The following is a 22651-nucleotide window of genomic DNA, read 5'->3' on the forward strand; positions in this document are numbered from 1 at the left end:
TAATAATCTAGAAAAGATAGGGCAGATTTGTTAGTTGATCTAGGTTTATTTCAGTTTTTAATGAAGCAAGAGCCCAATTTCATCACGAGTTTCTTTGAGCCATTAGCCTAAAAAAAGAAAGTAAGCCTTTTATTTAAGATTTTAACTCATCTTAACATGGTAAGATGAGTTAAAAAAAAGTTAGGCTTTTCCACCAGCTCGTTTGCGGTCATTCTCTAAAAGATGACGTTTTCGCATACGGATGCTGTCAGGAGTGACTTCGATTAACTCATCATCTTGGATATAATCAATTGCTTGTTCAAGAGTAAATCGGCGAGCAGGGATTAAGATAATGTTTTCATCACTTCCAGAAGCTCTGACGTTTGTCAATTGTTTTCCTTTAGTTACGTTGACCACTAAGTCATTATCGCGACTATTCTCTCCAACGACCATTCCTTCGTAAACCTCATCCCCGGGAGCAACAAACATGACTCCACGATCTTGTAAATTAAAGCAAGCGTAACCGCTGGTTTTACCTGGTCCATTAGAGAGTAAGACACCCCTTGTACGACCAGGAATAGTTCCTTTCCAAGGAGAAAAGTTTTCAAATACAGACGTTAAAATTCCGAGACCTCTAGTCGCGGTTAAAAAGTCATTGCGATAACCCATGAGCCCTCTTGTAGGAATCAAAAAGTCTATAGCAGTAATTCCATTTTCGTCTGTGTCTAGTAGTTGAAGTTCTCCTTTGCGTCTGGAAAGTTCTTCAATCACTGTTCCTGAGTAGTCTTGTGGAACCTCAATATGTACACGTTCAATCGGTTCATATTTCTCGCCATTGACTTCTTTAATAATAACCCGAGGTTTAGAAATGCTGAACTCATATTGTTCACGGCGCATAGCTTCTACTAAAACGGCTAAGTGAAGCTCTCCGCGACCAGATACAGTAATTTTATCTTGATCTCCACTCTCATCTTCGATTCTGAGGGAAATATTAGCGCGTTTTTCTTTTTCTAAGCGATCGCGAATTTTATTCATTGTAACGTGTTTACCGCTACGACCAACAAAAGGACTATTATTAACTGTCATATCCACGGAAACTGTAGGTTCGTCTAGCTTAATACGAGGGAGTCGAACAATTTTTTTAGGATCGCAAATCGTGTCACCAATTGTCACTTCTGGGATACCTGATAAGATGACAATGTCGCCTACGCCAGCTTCTTCCATTTCAACTTTTTCAATTCCTAAATGCCCTTCAATACGGGTAATTGTGCATTTGGTTTCCACTCCATTTTCATCGATATGAATGAGCTGCTGACCTTTTTTGACAGTCCCTTCTAAAATTTTTCCACAAGCTTGACGGCCAACATAATCATCATAAGTAATTGTAGATACATGCATTAAGAAAGGGTTTTCGAGGCTTCCTTTAGGCTGTTGTACGGCGTAAGTAATAAGCTCAAATAGAGGACGCATATCTTTATGTATATCGTGCATGTGGTGCATCGCAAATCCTGATAACCCTGATGCATAGCAATAGCGGAAATCAAGTTGTTCGTCTGTTGCACCAAGTTCACTAAATAGATCAAATGTTAAGTCCAATACTCTATCTGGGTTGGCATGAGGTCGGTCAATTTTATTTAAGACGACAATAGGTTTAATGCCCATTTTTAATGATTTAGAAAGAACAAAACGGGTTTGAGGCATCGGTCCCTCTTGGGCATCTACAAGTAGTAGGACTGAATCTACCATTCCTAAAATACGTTCGACTTCACCTGAGAAATCAGCGTGTCCTGGAGTGTCAATAATATTAATTTTGAAATCATCAAAGTAAACAGACGTATGTTTAGCAAAAATAGTAATTCCACGTTCTTGTTCTTGATCATATGAGTCCATAACGCGTTCGCGAACTTGTTGATTATCGCGAAAAATTTTAGACTGTTTAAGCAAAGCATCTAACAATGTTGTTTTACCGTGGTCAATGTGCGCAATGATCGCAATATTACGGATTTTTTCAGGAGAATACATAAAGTGATCTTTTAGTTTATGAGGCTAAACTTTTCAGCCAGGTTAATAATTCAAACATTTTGTATAAATCATAAATGATAAGCTTTCAGAATGTAAAAATCAAGTTTAAAATTCCTTTTAGAGGTATTCCCTAATTTATTTTTAACTTATTTGTGTAAACAATATATCCTCATCAATTTCTTTAATTGAATTAACATTTATAAGAATGTTAAAGCCATGTATAGTTGTGCTAGGCTTATTAATTGTTTAAGGAAGAATGTGGAATTAAATCACTCAAATGAAAATGAAAAATTTGAAGAGGCGAGTGTCTCAGGAAATCTAATGGATTCTCGAAGAAGCCAATTAGACGATGTCCTCAATGAAAAGCTTGAGCAAGCTTTTCATAAGCCCACTTCTCAATTCATGCTGCATGATATTGCTAAAATTGCAAGTGAACATGATCCTATCGACCTTGCATATGCTGTCACAAGGCTTCCTCCCAATGCACGTGTTGTTGTGTATGAAAACCTACCTGATTTAAATGCCAAGATCATTTTTATGATTAATGTTGGCAGTACGACCCGAACCTCCATTTTTTCACAAATTAATGATCAGGAAATTAAACGACTTTTAGAAAGGATGCCTCCTGATGAAGCGACATGGCTTTTAGACGATATGTCGAATCGGCGAATGAAGCGGGTATTGGATTTATTAGAACCAAAAAAAGCAATGCGCATTCGAGAGCTCTATAAACATGAAAGAAATAGTGCTGGTCGTATGATGACGAATGAATTTTTTTCATTTCATATGAACACCACAATCGGAGAAGTTGCTGCAGTCATCAGAGATAATCCAGGAATTGATTTAACACGTCGAATTTTTGTATTAGCAGATGATGAGGAACTAGTCGGTTTTGTCCCAGCTCGTAATTTGATTGTCAATCCTCCTTACATTCCAATTCGACAGGTCATGCGTCCAATCCTTCATCAAATCAACGTAGAAGATTCTCGTGATGAAGCCGTTGATATTGTGGAGCGCTATAAAATTTCTGCTTTACCTGTTGTGGATGAACAAAATCATTTGCTCGGCGTGATTACCTATGAAAACGTTTTAGAAGCTTTAAAAGATATTGCTGATGAAACCATTGCTAGTTTTGCTGGTACAGCCGAAGATTTCAGTGAACATGAACCCATTTTTAAAAGATTTTTGTGGCGCGCTCCTTGGTTAATTGTAACATTGTGTGCAGGGCTTGTCACAGCAACAGCTTTATCACACTTTAAAGATCGGAATTGGTTTACTTTTGTTGCTCTCTTTGTCCCTTTAATTGCCGGAATGTCTGGCAATGTGGGCATTCAGTGTAGCACAATTTTAGTTAGGGGAATGTCTACTGGAGAACTTTCGCATGGCTCTCGCCGAGAAGCCATTCTTGAAGAACTTAGTATCGGTGTCTTAATTGGGATTATTTTCGGTTTAGTTTGTGGGGTATTTGTTTACTTGCTTAACCGTTTCGATGTTCATTATGCTGGCTCAAGTCCGCTTGTGTTAGGCGCAATCGTCAGTTGTGGATTACTCGGAGCCTGTTTGATGGCGACACTATTAGGTTCATTATCACCGTTTTTCTTTGCTCGTTTTCGCATAGATCCAGCCGTTGCTTCTGGACCTATTGTTACGGCCTTTAATGACGTTTTATCTACTCTGATGTACATCTTCATTGCCAAAATGATTAGTACATTTTTTCTTCCAACAATGTAATTAAATTAGTGTTGATTAGAAAATGATGAATTCGAAACTAAGCGAAAATGATGTTTTCGCTTAGAAAAAAAGCATATTTTTATCTATCAATTTAAGCTTGATTGAGTTGGATATCTGTGATAGTAGTCGGGTGGTAGTTGGGCAAAGTCACGGGTGTTTTGTAAGAAGCTAATTTCTTTTGAAAAGTAGAAAGATGATTTAAAAAATCGTTTTTTCGTTCTTCAAAATGGTTATTCAAAGCAGCTTTTTTGAATTTTTTTAGCTCTTTTTGCAAATTTTTTAAGTTTCTTTTTGCAATATTTGTTTGCAATTCCTTTAAAATCAAAAAATTAGCGTCTACATTGGCTAGATCTTGTTTTGGAGTGCCGATTTTCCTAGCCTCATTAGCGAAATCAGTAAAAAGATTAACATCAGCTTCTCCCTGGCAAAGACTTCGATAATGGTTTAAGTAATCGTTAAAACTTCTTCGAATATCTCCAAAATAAGGAGATAGGGTTGCTTCTCGAAAACAATCCATTATTTCACGTAATTGTTCAATATCTTTTTTTAGATGACTAAATTCCGGTCCATCAAGTTTTTTTAATTCATCCTTCATTTGAATAAAATACTCTTTTCGACATGTTGTTCCATTGCCCAAAAACCTTAAATTCTCAACGACGTACCAAGCTTTTTCATCGTAATATTTATCAATGCGATGCTTAGCAAAGGTACAAGCCCCTAAAAAGAGTGTAAAACCGGTAATAGTCGAAAGAGCCGCCATGGCTTTACCAAATATAAGCGGTATTAACACGGCAATTGCTAATGCTAAACTGGTAGAGGTTGTTAAAAACGTAACATCATGCTTATTTAGGGCGATAATATTTCTATCATACCATCCCTTAAAATGTTTAGGCCACACATCATCTTGGATCCAAGTTTGTAAGGAGTTAAATGTCTTTTGAATCCACTGTTTAGAAATTATTGTATAATTCCTTACAAATGTATACGCAGTTTGTAATCCATATTGTACATTTGTTTGCGTTTGACTAATTAAAGATGGGACTGTCATTATTTTTCTCTTGTAATAAAGTTGTTAAACACCAATACCATTTATTTCTAATTTATGATAAAAATTGTTCTTTTTGTTCACCTATTTATGACAAAAATGAAAATGCATGATTCATTAAATTAAAATTTCTTTGAGATTCCAGATGTTTCAGCCATTCAAATCGTTAGATGAGATAGTGTATCTTACTTGGATTAAACTAAAAGTTATAGTGATTAATTTTATTGAATTTATGCGTGTGATTTTCCATTATTACGGTGATCTCAATTTTTTAAAAATAGATCTCAAGCTTATCATATCTTACTTTTTTAACAATCCTTATCAAGTGAGCAAACAATTTTTAAGTTCCAAAAGATCTAAAAATCTTTATGCTTATGGGGAAACTCCTTTGACAACTTTAGAGTTAATCGCTAAAGAATGCCAATTATCTGTAAGAGACACTGTGTTTGAGCTGGGATGTGGAAGAGGACGTACCTGTTTCTGGCTTCATCATTTCATCGGTTGCCAAGTCGTTGGAATTGATTATGTACCGCAATTTATTGAGCGAGCAAATGAGGTTAAAGCTTTATTCCATCTTTCTGGTATCGAATTTCGTTTAGAAAATTTTTTGGAAACTAACTTTTCTCGCGCAACTATTATTTATCTCTATGGATCTTGTTATTCTACTTCATTTATTAAACAACTGGTTTCTCATTTGGAAACACTTCCCCTAGGAACAAAAGTCGTGACGGTGAGTTATCCTTTGACCAATTATCAAAAAAAACCTTCATTTAAGTTGCTCAAGCAATTTCCGGCCAAATTCACTTGGGGAGTTGCTGAAGTTTATTTACAAATTAAAAAGTAAACCTCTTTTAAAAACTATTTTAAAAGAGGTTTACTAACTGCTTAAGCCGCGTTAGCTAATTGTTCAATTACACGCTGAGAAGCTTGATGAGCACGATCAGCAGTAGAAAGAGCGCGATCAAACTCTTGATTTTCCCGCTGAAGTTCTTGAGAATGGTCTTGAATTAAAGCACCCATTGTCTGATATTGGTGATCATGGTGTTCAACTCTTCCCCTAGACTTATTATCAAGATGTTCACGTGTTGTACTAATAGTCTGACTGATTCCTTGTCCAATTTGAGCTCCTGCTCCCCCAGCAAATGCTCCAGCAATCGCTGCCACACCCGCAAAAGCTGCAGTTACGATAGGAGCGCTGCGGTCATATTCAGCTAATTTTTTTTCCACTTTTTCTGTTTGACGATCTTTTTCAATCAAACGTAGTTGATAAGACAGCCTTTTATTTTGGAGGCGTAGTTGACCTTCAGCCATACCAAAATCTAAAAAAAGGATGTCAATGCTTTTCTTTCCCATTTCGTTAATTAAAGCAGGGCTTAAGGTGATTAAGTGTTGGTATTGACTTGGGAGGTTTGTTCCTTGACCTACTTCAGTCGTCCTTGTAATACTTTCAACTTTAATAGTCATAAAGACTCCTTATTTTATCATTAAATTAATTAATTTTAAGTTGCAGAAACATTTCTTCTCATTCTTTCCAGACTTTTGATAAGTTTAATCAACATTTCTTTGAAATAGGCGTCAGTCTCGGCGATAGTGCCCATTTTTTCACGGTAGTCATCCGTCCAACCTTTTGTTAATTCAATATCATGTTTATGAGAAGTTAATACTCCTTTTGTTTGGTTGCTCCTTACATTGATATAGCCTTTTCCACCAGCTGAAAAAGCAGTCAGCAAACCTGTGAAGAATGCTCCCATTTTAGCGGGTATAGCCAAAGCTGTTGCGGCTCCGGTCAAGATGGGCATGCTAAAACTCAGAGTGATAACCATCGCTGCCACCCCACAGATAAAAGTCGCTGCAATCGCTATTTTTTCTGCTGTATCTAAATAACCCGCAAGTTTTTCATCTTTTTTAAGTGCTTCTTTAATTTCCTCTAACGTCCGTTCTTGAATCTTGCGTAGGTTTTGTAATTGGTCAAAAGAGTTTTGCGAAATTTCTGCTTGATCTCTTTCAAGTTCTAGTTGAGCTTTTAAAACAATTGCCATCACTTGATCAATTGTTTTACTTTCCATTTGTGCCAAGTTTCTAAGTAAGTCTTTGGAAGGAAGATTTGATATTTGAGAATGACTCGTTATTTTAGGCACAAATCCCTCCAAACTTGCTTCCTGAAAAAAAGCAGGTTTATCTATTTCAGGAATAGGATGGATGGGGGCAGCTCTACGAATATCCTCATCAGATGGAGTATGGGCCGATTGAATGTTCATGGCTTTTGAAAAAAAACATTGATAGCTAACTTGTTCAGTTGCCTTCAAAGAATCTGTGTTTTCGCCGATCTCCAAAGTATCTGAATGAAATAATTCATGAATAGTTTTGCTTTTTCTGTGGTTAGTCTGGGATTCACCAGACTCAATTTCAGTAGAGTGAGTCACATAAACAGATGATAGAAGCTCAGATTTTTTAACTGACATAATAAAATCCTAATTGTTTTTAGGGCTGCTTTCCCATTGAGTTTTCATGAGAGCGACATGTTTTAATATTTGTGCATTTTGAGGAGCACTCAAACGAGCCGCTTCTAACGCTTTTAAGCCATCATCAATTTGATTGAGAGCAAAATAACAATCAGCTGCATAAATGTAAAGATAAGGATCTAATTGCTTATTGTAAAGAGATTGCGTGTGAATATAACAATTTAAGGCTTCAGAATAATCTTGCTTCATTTGTAAGCAAGCACCTAAGCCTTTCCAATATTTTGGTTCATCATGATTTACCACCGTCAGCAAACGAAAGAAAAGTGAGGCTTCTTCATATTGCCGGTCTCGATAAAGATGATAGGCCATATAATGCAAATTTTTAGTTTTTGCCATTATCTCTTTTTCTTGAAGGTCGACCAAGCGGTAATTAGATGTGGTCATCTTATCTTCCCATTGCAGCGAGGGCCGCCCTCTTGGGTTTGTCTTCGTACTTCATCGCTTGTGTCGCTAAAGTCAAATAACGATTAGATTCATCTAGATACATTTGCATTTTTTGGGTATGTTGCTTGTTTTCTTTATCCCATGCATCAGCAGATAAACCTAGATTTTGCAAAAAACGCTCCCTTTCTTCGGCATTAAAATGGGCTTTGGGATGCTCAGTTTTGGAATCCATCGGTATATTGATGCCCATTTCTTTTGCAGTGTTTAATTTTTCTAGAAATTCGGCTTTATTTCTTAAGTCCACTTTCCCCGTCATCGGATCTATGGCGTTATTAATTTCTTGAATAATTTCATTAACGAACTTGATTCTATCTTGTTTTTGGCTAACTTCTGCTGCAAGTTGATCAATTTTCTTTTTGATTTTTTCACTTTCAGAAGCGTAGAATACAACGGCTTCTAAAGTGACTGGGGTGGATAAAATATCATGGTTGGGAAGTCGAATAGCCAAATCTTCTTCGATCATTTTGGTTTGTTGGGTCATAAAACCTCCATTTTGAAAAATTTTAACTTAAAAGGTTAGTATTATTATAATTAAGGTTAATTATATCACATCCGTCTAATTAGGTAAATATTTAACATTAATTTTAAATTTTAATTAAAACATTTCCAATCACTATAAGTTTCTTATTGAGTGGATAGTTTTTTAAAGCCTAATCTCCATTAATAAAAGAGATAAAAAAATTTTTAATCTAATCCTAATTAATTAAGTGAGTTGAGTATACTTGTGTATAATCCCTTCAATTTTGTATCTTATTCTCATCCAGGTCAAATTCAATTCTTATTTGAAAGCTTTGCATAGACAATCAGAATTGAAAAGTTTTAAAGCTTGAAGGCAACTCCATTCATGAATAAAAATTTTATTGAATCTAACCTAAATAAGCAAGAGCTCTCTTTTGAAGTTCCTTTACGCCCTCAGTGTTTAACTGACTTTGTCGGTCAAGATTCAATTCGTGATCGATTAGAGGTTCATATTGGAGCCGCTAGGCAACGAGGAGAAGTTCTAGGGCATTGTTTATTTAGCGGTCCTCCTGGGCTTGGTAAAACGACTCTTGCTTCTATTCTTTCTAAAGCAATGGAATCAAATTTAGTTTTAACTTCTGGGCCTGTTATTGAGAAGGCAGGAGATTTAGCCGGTATTCTAACCAGTCTAAAAACTGGGGATGTATTATTTATTGATGAAATCCATCGTTTAAATCGATCTGTTGAAGAATATTTATATCAGGCAATGGAAGATTTTGCGTTAGATTTAATGATTGATAGTGGTCCCAATGCACGCAGTATTCAGGTAAAACTTAACCAATTTACCTTAGCAGGCGCTACAACTCGTTTAGGATTGCTTTCAGAACCTCTTCGTTCCCGATTTGCTTTTACATGTCGTCTTGAATATTATGATCCCATGATTTTACAAAAAATTTTGTTGAGAACAAGCCGAATTTTAAATGTCAAAATTGATTCGGAAGCTGCTTTGGAAATTGCCAAAAGATCTCGAGGAACTCCTCGCGTGGCTAATCATCTGCTTCGCTGGGTTCGTGATTTTGCTCAAATAAAAGCTAACAACTACATTGATCTTTCTGTTGCCAATCGAGCTTTGACCATGCTTTCCATTGATGAAAAGGGACTGGATGAAATGGATAAAAAAATGTTACAGACAATGATCGATCATTACAGTGGAGGGCCTGTAGGAATTAACGCTATCGCCGCATCAATTGGGGAAGAGCCTTCAACTGTTGAAGAAGTTTATGAACCTTATTTAATTTTGCAAGGGTTGTTAAAACGAACTCCCAGAGGACGAGAAGTGACTTCCTTAGGCTATCAACATATTGTAGGATCTTCACAAAGATAAAATAAATGACAAATAAATAGGAGAAAGAAGATGGTATTAATGAGATTTCTTCTGCTTGCTTTAACGGTTTTACCGTTAACTGATCAGTTACAAGCGGGAATTTGGAGTGATGTTGTCGAGACTTTTAAAGGGAAAAATAAATCTACTGCTCCCACAACACGCATCTTAATTACGCATGATGTGGAAAGGGTTAATTTAGAAGTCAAAGGGAAATATAGTTTATTTGACCCCTACACAGATTCTTTTATTAGCTCTCGCTTTATTGGAAAAAATCGAGTGGTAGAAGCATTAAGAGATGGGCTAAAATGGGGGGAATCTTTTCCGGGTTTATATCAAATTAAAATTAGGCCAGACGATACCGCTACTCGCATAATCATTAACAATAAAGAATATAAAGGTTCGATCTACATCTATGATATTGGAGGGAGTATCAGTATTGTGAATCAAGTTCCAGTAGAAGATTATATTTGTCAGATTTTATCTGTTTATGAAAATAATCAAATCCATCCGGAAGCCTTATCTGCACTGGCGATTATAGCTCGGACTAATGCCTACTTTCAAGCAGTAAACCCTAAAAATACTTATTGGGCGGTGGACGCTCAAAAAGTAGGTTATGAGGGAACAGCTTTTGTGCCGGCTGAAGTGGAAGATGCTGTTCGTTTAACACGTTATATGATCATGAGCCGCACAGGCGTTTACGAAGGAATTGCTACCCCTTTTGCAGCTCAAATAAACGGACAGTTATTTGGCGCACAGGCAGCCAAAGAAATTGAATCAGCCAAAATTTCTTTAGAAGAAGCTAATAAAATGGCTGAAAATGGATCCCATGCTGCCCAGATTCTTGCCAAAGCATTTCCTGGTACCACGATTATGTTAATCGAATATGCCAACTAATTTTTTTTGTCGATGTTGGTTTGGTAACCAGCATCGACTTTCCTTTCTATCTATCTACTTCTGCTTTTAGCGCAATAGAAGTATATGAAGGAATTTTAAGTGTGTTTGAATTGACACATTTACGACAACTTTCTTCAAAAAAATCTCCTGGAGCCACGTTATGGGTATTGACTAACCAAACCCAATGCATTCCTTGCCTTGCAGGAGGGATAGTAACTGTTAAAACAACGTGTGAGGCATTGAAAGCAACATAGAGATCAGGGCCTTCATGTGGAATATTAAGTGAAAAAGCAATGAATTTATTGTCATTTTCCCAATCGGGGTTGAAAGGCACTTGCCCATGCCAAGTGACATCCGTTTCTTCTAAAAATGTATCACGTTTAAGAAGAGAATAATTTTTTCTAAACGTGATTAATGATTTAAAAAATCGGAAAACACTTTGTTTCTCCTGAAGTTTATCCCATAAAAACCAATTCAATTTATTGTCTTGACACCAGGTGTTATTATTTCCATCTCTTGTATGCGCGTATTCATCACCCATTAATATCATGGGGATTCCTTGTGAAACCATTAAGGCTAATAAGAAATTGCGAATTTGTCTTTCTCGTAAAGCGACAATTTTTTTATTATTAGAATGCCCCTCTATTCCACAGTTCCAGCTATCATTGTGATCAAATCCGTCTCTATTTTCTTCGCCATTATCTAAATTGTGCTTGTCATTGTATGTTACTAAATCTGCCAGGCTAAATCCATCATGAGCTGTGATGAAATTAATGCTACAACAAGGAGTTCCTCGCCAACCATAAAGATCTTGTGATCCGCTTAATGCTGTCGCAAAAGCTGTTTTATGGCCTGAAGTTCCTTTAATAAAACGCCTCACGATATCTCGATAATGACCGTTCCACTCTGCCCAACGTTGGCCGGGATAAAATCCACCGACTTGGTATAAGCCACCTGCATCCCAGGCTTCAGCGATCAATTTGGTTTGTGATAAAATGGGATCGTGCGAAATTGCTTCGATGAGTGGGGATGGATTGAGTGGTGTGCCATTTTCAGACCGGCATAAGATGGAAGCTAAATCAAAACGAAATCCATCCACTCGCATTTCTGTCACCCAGTAGCGAAGCGATTGGATAATAAATTCTTTGACGATCGGATGATTGGCATTAAAAGTATTTCCACAACCTGAAAAGTTTAAATAATTTCCTTGTTCATCGATCATATAATAAGCATGTTTATCTAACCCTCGAAAGGATTGGATGGGCCCCATTTGATTTCCTTCAAATGTATGGTTATAAACTACATCTAAAATGACTTCAATTCCATGACGGTGAAGTTCTTTAACCATTGTTTTAAATTCAACTAACGTTTTGTTTTCTTGGATTTCACTTGCATACCTATTCATTGGAGAAAAAAAATTTACTGTAGAATATCCAAAGTAATTCACTAATTTTTGCTGAGTTTTGGGATTAATTTGTAAGGCTTCTGATTCGTTAAATTCGTAAATAGGCATTAATTCAACAGCATTTATTCCTAACTCTTTAAGATAAGGGATTTTCTCAATCACTCCCAAATAAGTTCCTGGGTGAGAAACTTGACTCGACTGATCCTGTGTTAGCCCCCGTATATGCATTTCATAAATAATTAAATCTTTTGAAGGAAGTTTAGGAGATGGTATGCCTTCCCAATCAAAAGTTGTTAACGGAATAATTCTACCAAGAGGGGAGTACGGTTTCGCACTTCCCCAATCAGGAGAGCTATAAATAGATTTTGCGTAAGGGTCTATTAATAAATAGCTTGAGTTTTCTGCAGGTACTCTAAAAGCATACAATGTGTAAGGAGGAAGCGATTCAATTGCTATATGCCAAACGTTCCCTGTTTTATTTAATGAAGGCTCCAGTTCTATTTCTTTAAAAGGGTTTAAAGAATCATTTTCGTTGAATAAACAGAGAAAAATTTTCTCAATATTTTTAGCATAAAGAGCAAAATTAACCTTTCCTTCTTGTATATTTGCACCAAAAGGAAAGGGGGATCCAGGTGTTATTTGTATATTCATCTGAGTTTTAGGGGGAAAGAATTAAAATATTTATTGACTATCCTTTTCATACAGGATCAAAAAATTTATTCCAACAGATTAAAGATGATGAATTTAAGCTAAATTATAAAAATTGTTAAAATTAATAATTAATAAATTAAATTTGTGCTTATCTTGTTTGTTTATATTATTGGTTTTTAAATATTTAAAAATATTTAGTTTAATTTTCTAAATTTTAAATTATAAAAGAGTTTGATTCAAATTTTTATTTATTTATATAATTACAGAAAGAATGATTAATATTGATTTGCTTGGTGTGCACAGTTGAGTAAAATAAAAATAAAAATAACAAAATTTGGATTATTTTTTATTTACTTTTAAAGAACAGTCAAGCATCTTAAGATTATTCATTCAGACTCTTTATCCGGATTTCCGTTATAAAGCGCCAACCTAGAAGAAGAATAGGTAAAGCATTGCTTTTGTCATTAAATATTCATCAAAAATCTAGCAATAGATGACGTGATGATTGTTTAACCTGATAAACATTGTTGTAAATGGTTGTGAATTTAATATGATAAAGAGTCAAATAGTAAGTTAAAATTAGATAACCCGTAGAAAAAATCAGTGTGTTATCTAACCTGAGGAGGTTATTATGTCGTTTGAAAATGCAAAAGAAAATCTTAAAGAATTCGGGAAAGAACTTGGCTTAGAGGGGTTAGAATTTGATGAAAATAATACGTGTATTTTGGGAATCGATGATGAGTTTTCGCTACACTTAACTTATGAACCAAATTCTAAACGTCTATACCTTTACTCCCCTCTTCTTGATGGTCTCCCAAGAGATGAAAAAACGAAATTAAGGCTATATGAGCGTTTATTAGAAGGTTCTATGCTAGGTGGTCAAATGGCTGGTGGCGGAGTTGGAGTAGCAGTAAAAGAAGAACTCATTCTTATGCACTGCACATTGGATATGGAACATGCAGTTTCTTCTGCATTAAGAGCTTTTGCTCCCCTTTATGTTGAAACAGTCGAAAAATGGCGCAAAATTTGTAGCGAAGTTTCTGAAGGTCGTGATGAGGGCGCAAATGCTTCCAAAGCCCTCCCTCCACAAATTACAGGTGGCGGAAAACAAGGTCAAGGATTTATCAAGATTTAATCCTAAAAAGGGGTACTTACTCCAAATGACATGAAACCTCGAGGAGTTGCTATTAACTATTTAGTTAAAAGCAGCTCTTTTTTTTAAGAAAGGTTTACTTTAAATTTATTCCTAAGAATTTTTCTTTCCAACACCCTTTGATACTTGACCGCAGCACGGTTAGTAAACTTAGATTATTCTCTATTTCCCCATTTTATTCCTATTTTCTCATTTAAAGTTTTGAGTTTTTAAATACTCGAAATTAAGATTTGTGATATCTTTATTATCTCAAGGACGAAGTCTATTATTTGAACATATAAATAATGAGGGAATGAGATATGTTTATTGTAAATATTGCCGGTCGTTTAGGTAAAGATCCTGAAGCACGTTTTACGCCCAGTGGACAAAAAGTGACTGCTTTTACCATTGCAACCAATCATAGAAAGGGAAAAGAGGACATTACGATCTGGGTACGTGTTACTGTTTGGGGGGATCGATTAGATAAAATCATTTCTTATTTGAAAAAAGGAAGTGCTGTTATTGTTGTTGGTAAAATGAATCCTCCTTCTAGCTATACAGATAAAGAAGGGCGCACACAAATTAGCTTAGAAGTAACAGCTGATATGATTGAGTTTAGTCCTTTTGGAAATCCTGATCGTGCTGAACAAGGTAATGTTGCTACGCAAGGCTCTGAGCAAATGCCTTATGATCAAAACGCTTATAACCGACCACAACCTAATTATGGATCTTACTCAGCTACAGGGCAAGGACATAGTCAACACGCGACTATTGATGATGATGCTTTACCTTTTTAAAAGGTTTTTGCAAACATTGCGAATGATGACAAAAAAATTTGTATCATTCGCATATAATCTATAAATAAAATTCATCTTACTGATTTTCTCATTAATAAAAATAAATTTTAAAGTTGAGCTAGTTTGTTTTTTAAGATCATTTTGCAGGCAGATTGTTAAGAAATGATACAGGAAAATTCACCTTATAAATGGTTCGAGTTTGCAAATTTACTTTTAGTATGCGATATAGATTTTTCTTTAACCTTTGGAGTATTTCATGGAATTTGCCTTAACTTTACACATTGAAAAAAGAAAAAAAGCTGATGTTTTAGTACTTCCTTTTTGGAAAGGCACATCTCAGCCGGAAGCAGCGATTGCTTTGCATCCTTTAAAGTTATCATTAGATTCTGTGTTTAACACAGGAGATTTTAAGGGAAAGGAAGGGGAGACCTTATTTTTATATGTAGAAGGATTAGTAGAAATGCGAGTGGCTTTGCTCGGTCTTGGTGAGAAAAATAAAGTATCAACCGAAGCTTTAAGAAAAAGCTATGGATGTCTAGCAAAAGCTTGTTTGGGAAAGAAGTTAAAAACGCTTAATATTTTAATGCCTGAGTTTAATAAAACAGAAGAGAACGCATTTATTAAAGCGATAACAGAAGGTCTTTTATTACCTAACTACGTTTACGATCGACTGAAAAGTAAGCAAGAAGAGGATGATGAAGAGACTTTATTACAGAAAATTAACTTTATCAGTTCGAATAAACACGTTTTAGCTCTTGCTGAAGAAGTTGCTGCAATTTGTGATGGTGTTTATTATACGAGAGATTTAATTAATGGGAATGCGGATGAAATTACTCCTCAATACTTGGCCAAATGTGCTCAGGGTTTATCTCAAGAGTATTCCCAAATTAAGACCACCGTGTTTGATAAGAAACGATTGGAAAAAGAGCAAATGGGCCTTCTCCTTGCTGTTAATCGAGGATCAAATTTAGATCCAGCTTTGATTATTATGGAGTATAAAGGAAATCCTAAATCAAAAGATCATACCGTAATTATTGGAAAAGGAGTTACTTATGATACTGGTGGGCTTAATATTAAGCCAACGGGAGGAATAGAAACCATGAAATGCGATATGTCGGGCGGTGCTGCTTGTTTTGGGACTATGCTAGCTGCCTGTCATTTAGATTTAAAGGTGAATTTAACAGCCATTATTCCAGCAACAGAAAATAGCGTGGATGCTGCGAGTTTTAAACCTGGTGATGTTTATCGAAGCTATTTAGGTAAAACTGTTGAAATGACCAATTCAGATGCAGAAGGACGTTTAATATTAGCTGACGCCTTAGCTTATGCGAGCCAAAATTTGAAGCCTTCTCGTTTAATTGATATCGCTACATTAACAGGTGCTATTGAAATTTCGCTAGGTTCAGAAGCTTCGGGATTGATGAGTACAGATGACCAGTTAGCGAAAAGTTTGATTCAGGCAGGAGAAAATACATATGAGCGTCTCTGGCGTATGCCTCTTTATGAAGGATATCAAGAAAAACTTAAATCAGATATTGCCGATCTTAAAAGTTGGAATGGCCGTTCAGGAAGTTCCTGCGTAGCAGCAATGTTTCTCAAAAATTTTGTTGGAAAAGATATTCCTTGGGCACACTTAGATATTGCAGGAACAGCTTATGTGACAGAACCTAAAAAATACATGCCGAAATATGCATCTGGAGTTGGTGTGAGATTACTTGTGGAGTTTTTAAAGCAGCTTTCAATGGTAAAAAATTAATTTTTATGATGAGCGGAGATTTCTTCTTTCGTAACAAAATTCCTGTTGCGATTTTAGGGGCCACAGGTTGTGTAGGGCAAAAGTTCGTGCAACTTTTAAGCAGGCATCCGTGGTTTGAAATTTTTGCTCTATGTGCTTCAGAAAAATCAGCTGGAAAAACTTATCAAGAAGCTGTTCATTGGACTTTGCCTACTCCAATTCCAGACGAAGTCAAACAAATGCAGGTGCTTACTTGCGAAACTTCTTTAGATTGTCAGCTAGTTTTTTCTGCTCTAGACTCATCGATTGCCGGATTTATTGAAACGCGCTTTGCTGAAGCTGGCCATCTTGTTATTTCTAATTCTCGCAATCATCGAATGGAAGCGAATGTGCCTCTAGTGATTGGAGAAGTCAACGCAGAACATTTAGAATTAGCCAAATCCCAACCTTTTCAACGAGGCATGATTATTACCAACCCTAATTGCTCCGTTATCGGAATGGTTATGGCTTTAAAACCTTTAATGCCTTTGGGGATAGGCGCTGTTCATGTTGTCACCATGCAAGCAATTTCTGGGGCTGGATATCCTGGTGTGGCAAGTTTGGATATTAATGATAATATTATTCCTTTTATTAAGGGGGAGGAAGGCAAGCTTGAAAGCGAACCTTTAAAAATTTTAGGGGATTTACAGGGCACTACTCTTCAGCCTGCTTCGATTAAAATTAGTGCTCAATGTAATCGTGTACCTATCATAGATGGGCATGTTGCATGCTTATCTATCAAATTAAATGGCTCGACATCTCCTGAAAATATCATTCAAGCGTGGCGTGAATTTTCTGGTGAGCCACAAAAATTTCAGTTGCCTTCAGCTCCCTTACATCCCATTTATTATTTTGATGATCCTTTTTATCCTCAACCCAAATTTCATCGACTTTTAGATAAAGAAATGGCTGTTTCTATTGGTCGTTTACGTCCTTGTTCTCTAATGGATTATAAATTTACCCTGCTTTCTCACAATATGACTCGAGGAGCAGCAGGATCGGCTCTACTCAATGCCGAGCTTCTTGTTAAAAAAGGCTGGGTTTACTGGTCTTAAATCATAATCATTTTGTTTTCAAATACATATAAATTTCTTTTTTACGTTGCTTTTGTTGGCACACGCTTTGCATTGCTAAATCCAGGTCCTTGAATTTCTTTTAAAACCTAAGTTTTAGACATCGCACAAGGAGGTGCCAGATGGCTAAAAGAAAACTAGGTTGAAAAGATTACTTAAAAGGTAAGTGGAAAACAGGAGTCAGAAAAATTTAAGAAAGAGAAATTAGAAAGCTAATTAATTTTTTTTATCTGACTCACCTTCAACAATCGTCCATCAGTAAGATGAGCTCATTTAGGAGGTGTATGATGGTTGTCAAAAATTTTGTTCAGGCGTCAACAGAAAATAAACAGATCACAAAACTTACTTCCAAAAATGAAATAGGTATAGAAGCGCCTATTGAAGAACAAGTGAATGAAGTTTTGGAAATAAAAGAACAAGATGCTTCAAAAAATCTTTCTAGATCCCATCGCATTCAAACAGCTGAAGGATGGAAAAGAGAGCAACTTCGCCGACGATTAGAAAAGCGAAAGGTCTGAGGTTGAAAGTTTTTCCCTAATGAGCTATCCTTATTCTTCTTAATTTGTTAACAGATCAGCTATTGTAAATTTATAGATAGCGTAGAGTAAGGATCTCTCATTTATTGTGAAATACGATAATAGCCGTGCTTTTGAAAAACATTTAGAAGGAGCGGCTCCCCACCATTTTAGTCGGTTATATTTTATTTTAAGCAAAGATCCTGTTGAGCAGCAGGAAGCCGTTGAACATACTCTTCATGCCTTACACCCCTCTCCAAATGTTTTAGAAGAATCAATTGAGATAATAGATGGAACGCAAGCTACGTTAGATATATTGTTTTCAGAGCTCTACTCGCATAATTTATTTGCAGATAAACGCCTTTTTTGGATTCAAAACGCAGATAAGTTAAAGAAAAATCTTATTGAGGCTTTAGAAAAATATTTTCCCCAAATTCCTTCCTCACAATATTTAATTTTGAGTGCTCCTAGCTGGAATAAGCAAACTAGTTTTTATAAGGCTGCGGAAAAAGAAGGGATTATTTTAGAATTAACGGAACCAAAACCCTGGGAAAAAGAGAAGAAATTAATTGAATGGGCGTCTAAACAATTATCAGCTAAACGAAAAATTATCCCGTATCAGGTCTGCCAGCTTTTGGTTAAACAAACAGGCTTAGATTCCTCTCTCCTTATACAAGAAATAGAAAAATTGCTTTGCTATATTGGAGATCGAAATGAAATTACTCAGCAAGATATCATTAAAATCTGCAATTATCAACCTTCCGATACTATTTGGCAGTTAGGAGAAGCTCTTTTTAAACGGGATGGTTTGGCAGCGATTTTGATTGCACAATCGCTTTTGACAGAGGGACAATCACTTTTACCTTTACTTCGACAAATTCGCTCTCAGTTTCAAACGCAATTTCATATTTGCGTTATGTTAGCTAATGGGAAAGCTGCCCAGGAAATCTCTCACGAATTTCCTTATTTAAAAGGAAATCTTTTAGATCGAACCATTCAGCAAGCCCAAAGATATGGATTGGATTCACTGAGACAAGGAATTTTATTTATTGATAATACCGAAATGCGTGTAAAAAATTCGCATGCTGATGAAAAATTATTGATGGAACTATTAATGATTCAATTAACCCGCACAATTTAGTGATATTTATGAGTGATAAACCTGCTTTACTTCTATTACCTAACCTTTTAGGTGAGCATCGTCATGCTGAAGTTTTTTTACCAGCTAGTGTTTCGAAAGCCGTTCAATCCATTGATGGCTTAATTGCTGAAAGCGAAACAGAGGGAAGACGTTATTTAAAACGATTTGCAACCAAAAAACCAGCAGTCGAAATTCCGATTGCTTTGTTTAATGAACATACTCCCGATGAACATATAGACTTTTTTTTAGAACCAATTTTAAAAGGGGAACGATGGGGATTAGTTTCTGATGCAGGACTTCCTTGTATTGCAGATCCTGGTTCAAAATTGGTGCATCGTGCCCGCCAACAAGGAATACATATTCAAACATTTGTAGGGCCTTCTTCTTTATTAATGGCGCTTATGCTATCTGGGTTACCAGGTCAAAAGTTTTTCTTTCATGGTTACTTAGACAAAGAACCTACTAAAAGGCAAATTCAGTTAAAAAACCTTGTTCACAGAGCACAACAAGATCAGGCAACTCAGATTTTTATGGAAGCCCCTTATCGAAATGCCCATACACTAGAATCGACTTTAAAATCCTTGCCTGATCAGGCTTGGTTATGTATTGCCTGGGATTTAACTATGCCTACACAAGGAGTCATTTGCCAAACGATTGAAAGTTGGAAAAAAAGCACTCTTCCTAATCTAGAAAAAAAACCAGCAATTTTTCTTGTGTATGTTTAATCTATTTTTGATTTTTTAATAAACTGATTAATCGACTATGGTAGGTTTAAGAGAAAAAGAAAAGTTACGATTTTTTAAACTTTTTAGTGTCAATCATAGCATGCCTTATTTATTCAATATGGCTGTGCTTTTTGTTACCCATGATTTTTCAAAACCTTTGATTTTTTTCTCTTTTTTCTTTATGGAAAATACTTATGAAAACCAATATTGATCTATGTACAAATGCTACCATTTAATAACCCTTGTTTCGTTTTTTTAAGTATTCATTCAAAAATCTTGTCAACAAAGTAAAGCTATTATTCTTCATGCATTTTTTTAGAAAATTTTTCTAAATAATAATTTTGAAGTTCACTGTCCTGTGAAAATTTGAGAGAGCCTCCAACTTTGTCAGCAACTTTTTCTTTGAATAATTTTGTTGTGAGGTAAGTAAAAGTAATCTCTTCTTCATTTTCTCCAATCAATTTAAATTGTCGAGGAGGGACTTTCTCAGAATCCTCGTCTATAAAATTGGCTGTTTCATAATAAAAATAAGCTCCGCGATCTGTATCAAGCCATTCGCAACGTTGCTCAGAATAGTTTCTAGTTTTATAGGAAAAAAACTTAGGTTTAATGGCAACAGGATTATAGGCTTTTCCAAGATCGGAAGACTCTACATAATAGACAGCATCAAATATTTTATTCATAAAGCACCATTCCTTATTTATTTCCACATATCACTGGTAAAATATTTCCCCACAACAAATAGTTCCTCAATACTTTTACTCTTATAACCTTTTATGTAATGTTTTCCTTTTTCTTCTATAATAAGATTTTTCTCTTTTAAGTCATCAATAAGCATTTGTTTTTTACTTTCGCTTGAAAAAAGTATTTTATGAAGTTTATCAGGTGGGAGCCGATCCCGAATCATCACTTCATTTTTTATACTATTTTCGTCTAATGATTTTGTAAATTCAATGAGGTTATTTCGTTTACCATAGTGTTCTATAGACTTACTTCCATAGCGATCTTGATTATAGGCATAAGCTCCAGTATTAATAACTGAAAGATCATAAAGTAACTGATATTCTCCGTAATGTGGATAGCGTTGGACAAGACTGCTAGGCCTCTCTTCATAACTTCCAGTCGATTCTATCAATTCTTCCCGAAGTGTATTTACCATTTTTTGATTAATTAACCGACTAAAAACAAAACCTGCTCCTCCATGTCTATGATCTTGTCCAGCACTTGTTCCATCAAAGTTATGGCCTTTCTCAAATCTTTCCTGAGAACATAAAGAACCTTGGGTCAGTACAGATACTAAAACTTCTGGATCACCTGTAAAACCAGCCATTAAGCCTATTGCTCCTTCATGACGCAATAAATCTGCTAAATTAGGCACGCTCCATACAGAAGCATTTGGAGCAATTTCTACTTTTTTCATTTTTCCTTCACCTGATAAATAATCTTTAAAGACTTCCTTCATATCTGGTTGTCGGTCAATTATCATTTGTTTAAGGCTTTCGATAGAAATTTCGTATGTGTCTTGCAAATTCTCTAACGGATAGGCCTCTTGAGGATAAAATGTACGAAAGAGCAACATAATTTTTTTTCTTTCTTCTTCTTCAAAACTTTCAACTCCAAAAATAGGCCCTAATCCCATCACGGTGGAGATTGCGCTCATTTGTTCTAATCCTGAAGAGGTGTTTTTATTAACTTCAATTACGATACGATCACGCATAGAGTGAAATTCATTATCTGCAGCAACGCGAATCACTCCAATATCTTTGAATTCAATTTCTATTGCTTTTCCTAGCCTCATCCCTTGGCTGATATCACTGCTGTAGACATCGCTTATTTTTTTAAAATATCCATTATCAACATCGCGTATCGTTAACTGGCTTTTCAAATGTTCTGGCAAGTTTTTAATAAATTCTTCTTTGTTTTCGCGAATAGCTTTTATCGTGCTGAGTAGTTTTTCCTTAGCAAAATGACTGATATGGAAATTAGCCACTAATTTTTCTTTTCCATCCAAATTACGTTTTCTAATGGATAACATTCCACGCTTTAATATACCTGAATCTAAATGATCAAATTTAGCCCCATCATCCGGAGCAATATTAGCGTTTTTTACATAGTCATCAACTTTAGATTCTAATTCATAAAGAGGGTGGGTATGGGGGATTGTTATTTCGTTTGCAATTTTTGCGCGAATTTCAAAAGCTTGGCTATAATTCTTATTTTTTTCGTATAATTCAGCAGCTTTTTCCCAGCATTGGTGCGCTCTAGTGAGAAGCTCTAGCTGTGTGGGATTTTTTTGATATAATTCAACTAAAGATTGGCCCATTTCTAGAAAAGATTCAGGAAGGACGTTCTCTTTTTGCCATAGTTTATCAAAAAGAACATAGCTAATGCTGAATTCGTTTTTTGGTTCAGTTGTATGCAATGAAGAAGGCATATGGTTTTGAAGAATTTGTAGAGATAATTGATAACTTTCTTGTGCATTTTGAATGAGTAACCTGCTAGAATCTAATGCTGTGAAAATATCTTGAGAATTCGCAGTATTCCAAACTTTTTTAGATAATTCGTCATCTTTAGAAATTATTTTAATTTTTTCGATATCTTCTTTAAGCTTTGCCATGCTATGGTTTAAGTTTGTTAATGCATCATGCATGACAACAAATTCTTTACTGTTTTTTGATGTTTTAAGTTGTTCGTAAATCTTGTCGAGTTGAATTTTATTTTGAATCACTTGCTCGCGGTTAATCTGATAACTACGAGGGACATCTGAAAAACTAGAATCGTTTTTTATCATGGTTGTTTGCCTCTTTTATTTCTTATTCAGAAATGCAAGTTGCATGCCATTTTGTAAAATTTGCTGATACTAGAATAAGCAGGGATTTTTTCTTTTACATTTTTAACTTAAAAATCGATTGAATTGAAGCTAGTGAAAATGGTTTAGACGCTCTTTATTGAGCCCTG

The 22651-nt window shown here is 35.5% G+C and carries 20 protein-coding genes; 11 read left to right on the top strand and 9 right to left on the bottom strand.

The features are described 5' to 3' along the window. Window positions 1-180: 180 nt before the first annotated feature. Window positions 181-2001: a translational GTPase TypA gene (gene typA / locus TY19_RS01405; protein WP_039359071.1), complete on the bottom strand. Its 1821-nt coding sequence runs from the start codon at window positions 1999-2001 to the stop codon at window positions 181-183. 321 nt (window positions 2002-2322) lie between these two features. On the opposite strand from typA, the gene mgtE reads away from it, so the two are divergent. Next, a complete protein-coding gene (mgtE, locus tag TY19_RS01410; RefSeq protein ID WP_039359094.1) occupies window positions 2323-3732 on the top strand; it encodes a magnesium transporter in 1410 nt (469 codons plus the stop codon). A gap of 91 nt (window positions 3733-3823) precedes the next feature. On the opposite strand, the gene TY19_RS01415 is transcribed toward mgtE, so the two are convergent. Further along, on the bottom strand, window positions 3824-4780 hold the full coding sequence (locus tag TY19_RS01415) for a hypothetical protein (protein ID WP_042279378.1): 957 nt from the start codon (window positions 4778-4780) through the stop codon (window positions 3824-3826). A gap of 229 nt (window positions 4781-5009) precedes the next feature. Between TY19_RS01415 and TY19_RS01420 the strand changes: the two genes are divergently transcribed. Then, on the top strand, window positions 5010-5621 hold the full coding sequence (locus tag TY19_RS01420) for an SAM-dependent methyltransferase (protein ID WP_226988456.1): 612 nt from the start codon (window positions 5010-5012) through the stop codon (window positions 5619-5621). 41 nt (window positions 5622-5662) lie between these two features. On the opposite strand, the gene TY19_RS01425 is transcribed toward TY19_RS01420, so the two are convergent. From TY19_RS01425 to TY19_RS01440, 4 genes are read right to left on the bottom strand one after another with little or no spacing between them, the layout of a single operon-like run. Continuing rightward, window positions 5663-6241, bottom strand: coding sequence for a hypothetical protein (locus TY19_RS01425; protein ID WP_042279382.1), 579 nt, complete (start codon window positions 6239-6241; stop codon window positions 5663-5665). A gap of 35 nt (window positions 6242-6276) precedes the next feature. Next, window positions 6277-7239, bottom strand: a complete 963-nt coding sequence (locus TY19_RS01430; RefSeq protein WP_042279384.1) for a hypothetical protein — start codon at window positions 7237-7239, stop codon at window positions 6277-6279. Window positions 7240-7248: 9 nt separating this feature from the next. Further along, window positions 7249-7683 (bottom strand): tetratricopeptide repeat protein, encoded by a 435-nt coding sequence (locus TY19_RS11475; RefSeq protein ID WP_052236421.1) that lies wholly within the window; start codon window positions 7681-7683, stop codon window positions 7249-7251. Between the two features lies 1 nt (window position 7684). After that, window positions 7685-8224 carry a hypothetical protein gene (locus TY19_RS01440; RefSeq protein WP_039359062.1) on the bottom strand — a complete coding sequence of 180 codons (540 nt, stop codon included), beginning with the start codon at window positions 8222-8224 and terminating at the stop codon, window positions 7685-7687. 363 nt (window positions 8225-8587) lie between these two features. On the opposite strand from TY19_RS01440, the gene ruvB reads away from it, so the two are divergent. Next, on the top strand, window positions 8588-9586 hold the full coding sequence (gene ruvB / locus TY19_RS01445) for a Holliday junction branch migration DNA helicase RuvB (RefSeq protein ID WP_011175658.1): 999 nt from the start codon (window positions 8588-8590) through the stop codon (window positions 9584-9586). A gap of 30 nt (window positions 9587-9616) precedes the next feature. After that, a complete protein-coding gene (locus tag TY19_RS01450; RefSeq protein ID WP_042279387.1) occupies window positions 9617-10480 on the top strand; it encodes a SpoIID/LytB domain-containing protein in 864 nt (287 codons plus the stop codon). A gap of 46 nt (window positions 10481-10526) precedes the next feature. Here TY19_RS01450 and TY19_RS01455 read toward each other — a convergent pair whose 3' ends face one another. After that, window positions 10527-12536 carry a glycogen debranching protein gene (locus TY19_RS01455; RefSeq protein ID WP_042279389.1) on the bottom strand — a complete coding sequence of 670 codons (2010 nt, stop codon included), beginning with the start codon at window positions 12534-12536 and terminating at the stop codon, window positions 10527-10529. A gap of 631 nt (window positions 12537-13167) precedes the next feature. Here TY19_RS01455 and TY19_RS01460 point away from each other — a divergent pair. From TY19_RS01460 to TY19_RS01490, 7 genes are all read left to right on the top strand, one after another. Next, on the top strand, window positions 13168-13671 hold the full coding sequence (locus TY19_RS01460) for a CesT family type III secretion system chaperone (RefSeq protein ID WP_039359057.1): 504 nt from the start codon (window positions 13168-13170) through the stop codon (window positions 13669-13671). Window positions 13672-13988: 317 nt separating this feature from the next. Next, entirely contained in the window at window positions 13989-14465 is a 477-nt protein-coding gene (locus tag TY19_RS01465) for a single-stranded DNA-binding protein (RefSeq protein WP_042279392.1), read from the top strand. 256 nt (window positions 14466-14721) lie between these two features. Continuing rightward, window positions 14722-16221, top strand: a complete 1500-nt coding sequence (locus tag TY19_RS01470) for a leucyl aminopeptidase (RefSeq protein ID WP_042279396.1) — start codon at window positions 14722-14724, stop codon at window positions 16219-16221. Between the two features lie 5 nt (window positions 16222-16226). After that, on the top strand, window positions 16227-17294 hold the full coding sequence (gene asd / locus TY19_RS01475; protein ID WP_042279398.1) for an aspartate-semialdehyde dehydrogenase: 1068 nt from the start codon (window positions 16227-16229) through the stop codon (window positions 17292-17294). Window positions 17295-17596: 302 nt separating this feature from the next. Further along, on the top strand, window positions 17597-17830 hold the full coding sequence (locus TY19_RS01480; protein WP_148300613.1) for a hypothetical protein: 234 nt from the start codon (window positions 17597-17599) through the stop codon (window positions 17828-17830). A 106-nt stretch (window positions 17831-17936) separates the two neighbouring features. Next, window positions 17937-18968 (top strand): DNA polymerase III subunit delta, encoded by a 1032-nt coding sequence (holA, locus tag TY19_RS01485; RefSeq protein ID WP_042279402.1) that lies wholly within the window; start codon window positions 17937-17939, stop codon window positions 18966-18968. Window positions 18969-18976: 8 nt separating this feature from the next. Continuing rightward, window positions 18977-19693, top strand: coding sequence for an SAM-dependent methyltransferase (locus TY19_RS01490; protein WP_042279404.1), 717 nt, complete (start codon window positions 18977-18979; stop codon window positions 19691-19693). 296 nt (window positions 19694-19989) lie between these two features. On the opposite strand, the gene TY19_RS01495 is transcribed toward TY19_RS01490, so the two are convergent. Next, window positions 19990-20376 carry a hypothetical protein gene (locus TY19_RS01495; protein WP_042279405.1) on the bottom strand — a complete coding sequence of 129 codons (387 nt, stop codon included), beginning with the start codon at window positions 20374-20376 and terminating at the stop codon, window positions 19990-19992. 17 nt (window positions 20377-20393) lie between these two features. Beyond that, window positions 20394-22484, bottom strand: a complete 2091-nt coding sequence (locus tag TY19_RS01500; protein WP_042279407.1) for a hypothetical protein — start codon at window positions 22482-22484, stop codon at window positions 20394-20396. Between the last annotated feature and the right edge of the window lie 167 nt (window positions 22485-22651).

The sequence above is a fragment of the Candidatus Protochlamydia sp. R18 genome (assembly GCF_000648255.1).
Lineage (GTDB): Bacteria > Chlamydiota > Chlamydiia > Chlamydiales > Parachlamydiaceae > Protochlamydia > Protochlamydia amoebophila.

Excerpts from the sequence above, each read along its gene's own strand:
- TY19_RS11475 (WP_052236421.1), bottom strand. The coding sequence starts at position 7,683 with ATGACCACATCTAATTACCGCTTGGTCGACCTTCAAGAAAAAGAGATA.
- ruvB (WP_011175658.1), top strand. The coding sequence starts at position 8,588 with ATGAATAAAAATTTTATTGAATCTAACCTAAATAAGCAAGAGCTCTCT.
- TY19_RS01500 (WP_042279407.1), bottom strand. The coding sequence starts at position 22,484 with ATGATAAAAAACGATTCTAGTTTTTCAGATGTCCCTCGTAGTTATCAG.
- TY19_RS01440 (WP_039359062.1), bottom strand. The coding sequence starts at position 8,224 with ATGACCCAACAAACCAAAATGATCGAAGAAGATTTGGCTATTCGACTT.
- TY19_RS01425 (WP_042279382.1), bottom strand. The coding sequence starts at position 6,241 with ATGACTATTAAAGTTGAAAGTATTACAAGGACGACTGAAGTAGGTCAA.
- TY19_RS01480 (WP_148300613.1), top strand. The coding sequence starts at position 17,597 with ATGATGGTTGTCAAAAATTTTGTTCAGGCGTCAACAGAAAATAAACAG.
- TY19_RS01430 (WP_042279384.1), bottom strand. The coding sequence starts at position 7,239 with ATGTCAGTTAAAAAATCTGAGCTTCTATCATCTGTTTATGTGACTCAC.
- TY19_RS01460 (WP_039359057.1), top strand. The coding sequence starts at position 13,168 with ATGTCGTTTGAAAATGCAAAAGAAAATCTTAAAGAATTCGGGAAAGAA.
- TY19_RS01465 (WP_042279392.1), top strand. The coding sequence starts at position 13,989 with ATGTTTATTGTAAATATTGCCGGTCGTTTAGGTAAAGATCCTGAAGCA.
- TY19_RS01420 (WP_226988456.1), top strand. The coding sequence starts at position 5,010 with ATGCGTGTGATTTTCCATTATTACGGTGATCTCAATTTTTTAAAAATA.
- TY19_RS01495 (WP_042279405.1), bottom strand. The coding sequence starts at position 20,376 with ATGAATAAAATATTTGATGCTGTCTATTATGTAGAGTCTTCCGATCTT.
- TY19_RS01450 (WP_042279387.1), top strand. The coding sequence starts at position 9,617 with ATGGTATTAATGAGATTTCTTCTGCTTGCTTTAACGGTTTTACCGTTA.
- TY19_RS01415 (WP_042279378.1), bottom strand. The coding sequence starts at position 4,780 with ATGACAGTCCCATCTTTAATTAGTCAAACGCAAACAAATGTACAATAT.
- typA (WP_039359071.1), bottom strand. The coding sequence starts at position 2,001 with ATGTATTCTCCTGAAAAAATCCGTAATATTGCGATCATTGCGCACATT.
- mgtE (WP_039359094.1), top strand. The coding sequence starts at position 2,323 with ATGGATTCTCGAAGAAGCCAATTAGACGATGTCCTCAATGAAAAGCTT.
- TY19_RS01490 (WP_042279404.1), top strand. The coding sequence starts at position 18,977 with ATGAGTGATAAACCTGCTTTACTTCTATTACCTAACCTTTTAGGTGAG.
- asd (WP_042279398.1), top strand. The coding sequence starts at position 16,227 with ATGATGAGCGGAGATTTCTTCTTTCGTAACAAAATTCCTGTTGCGATT.
- TY19_RS01470 (WP_042279396.1), top strand. The coding sequence starts at position 14,722 with ATGGAATTTGCCTTAACTTTACACATTGAAAAAAGAAAAAAAGCTGAT.
- TY19_RS01455 (WP_042279389.1), bottom strand. The coding sequence starts at position 12,536 with ATGAATATACAAATAACACCTGGATCCCCCTTTCCTTTTGGTGCAAAT.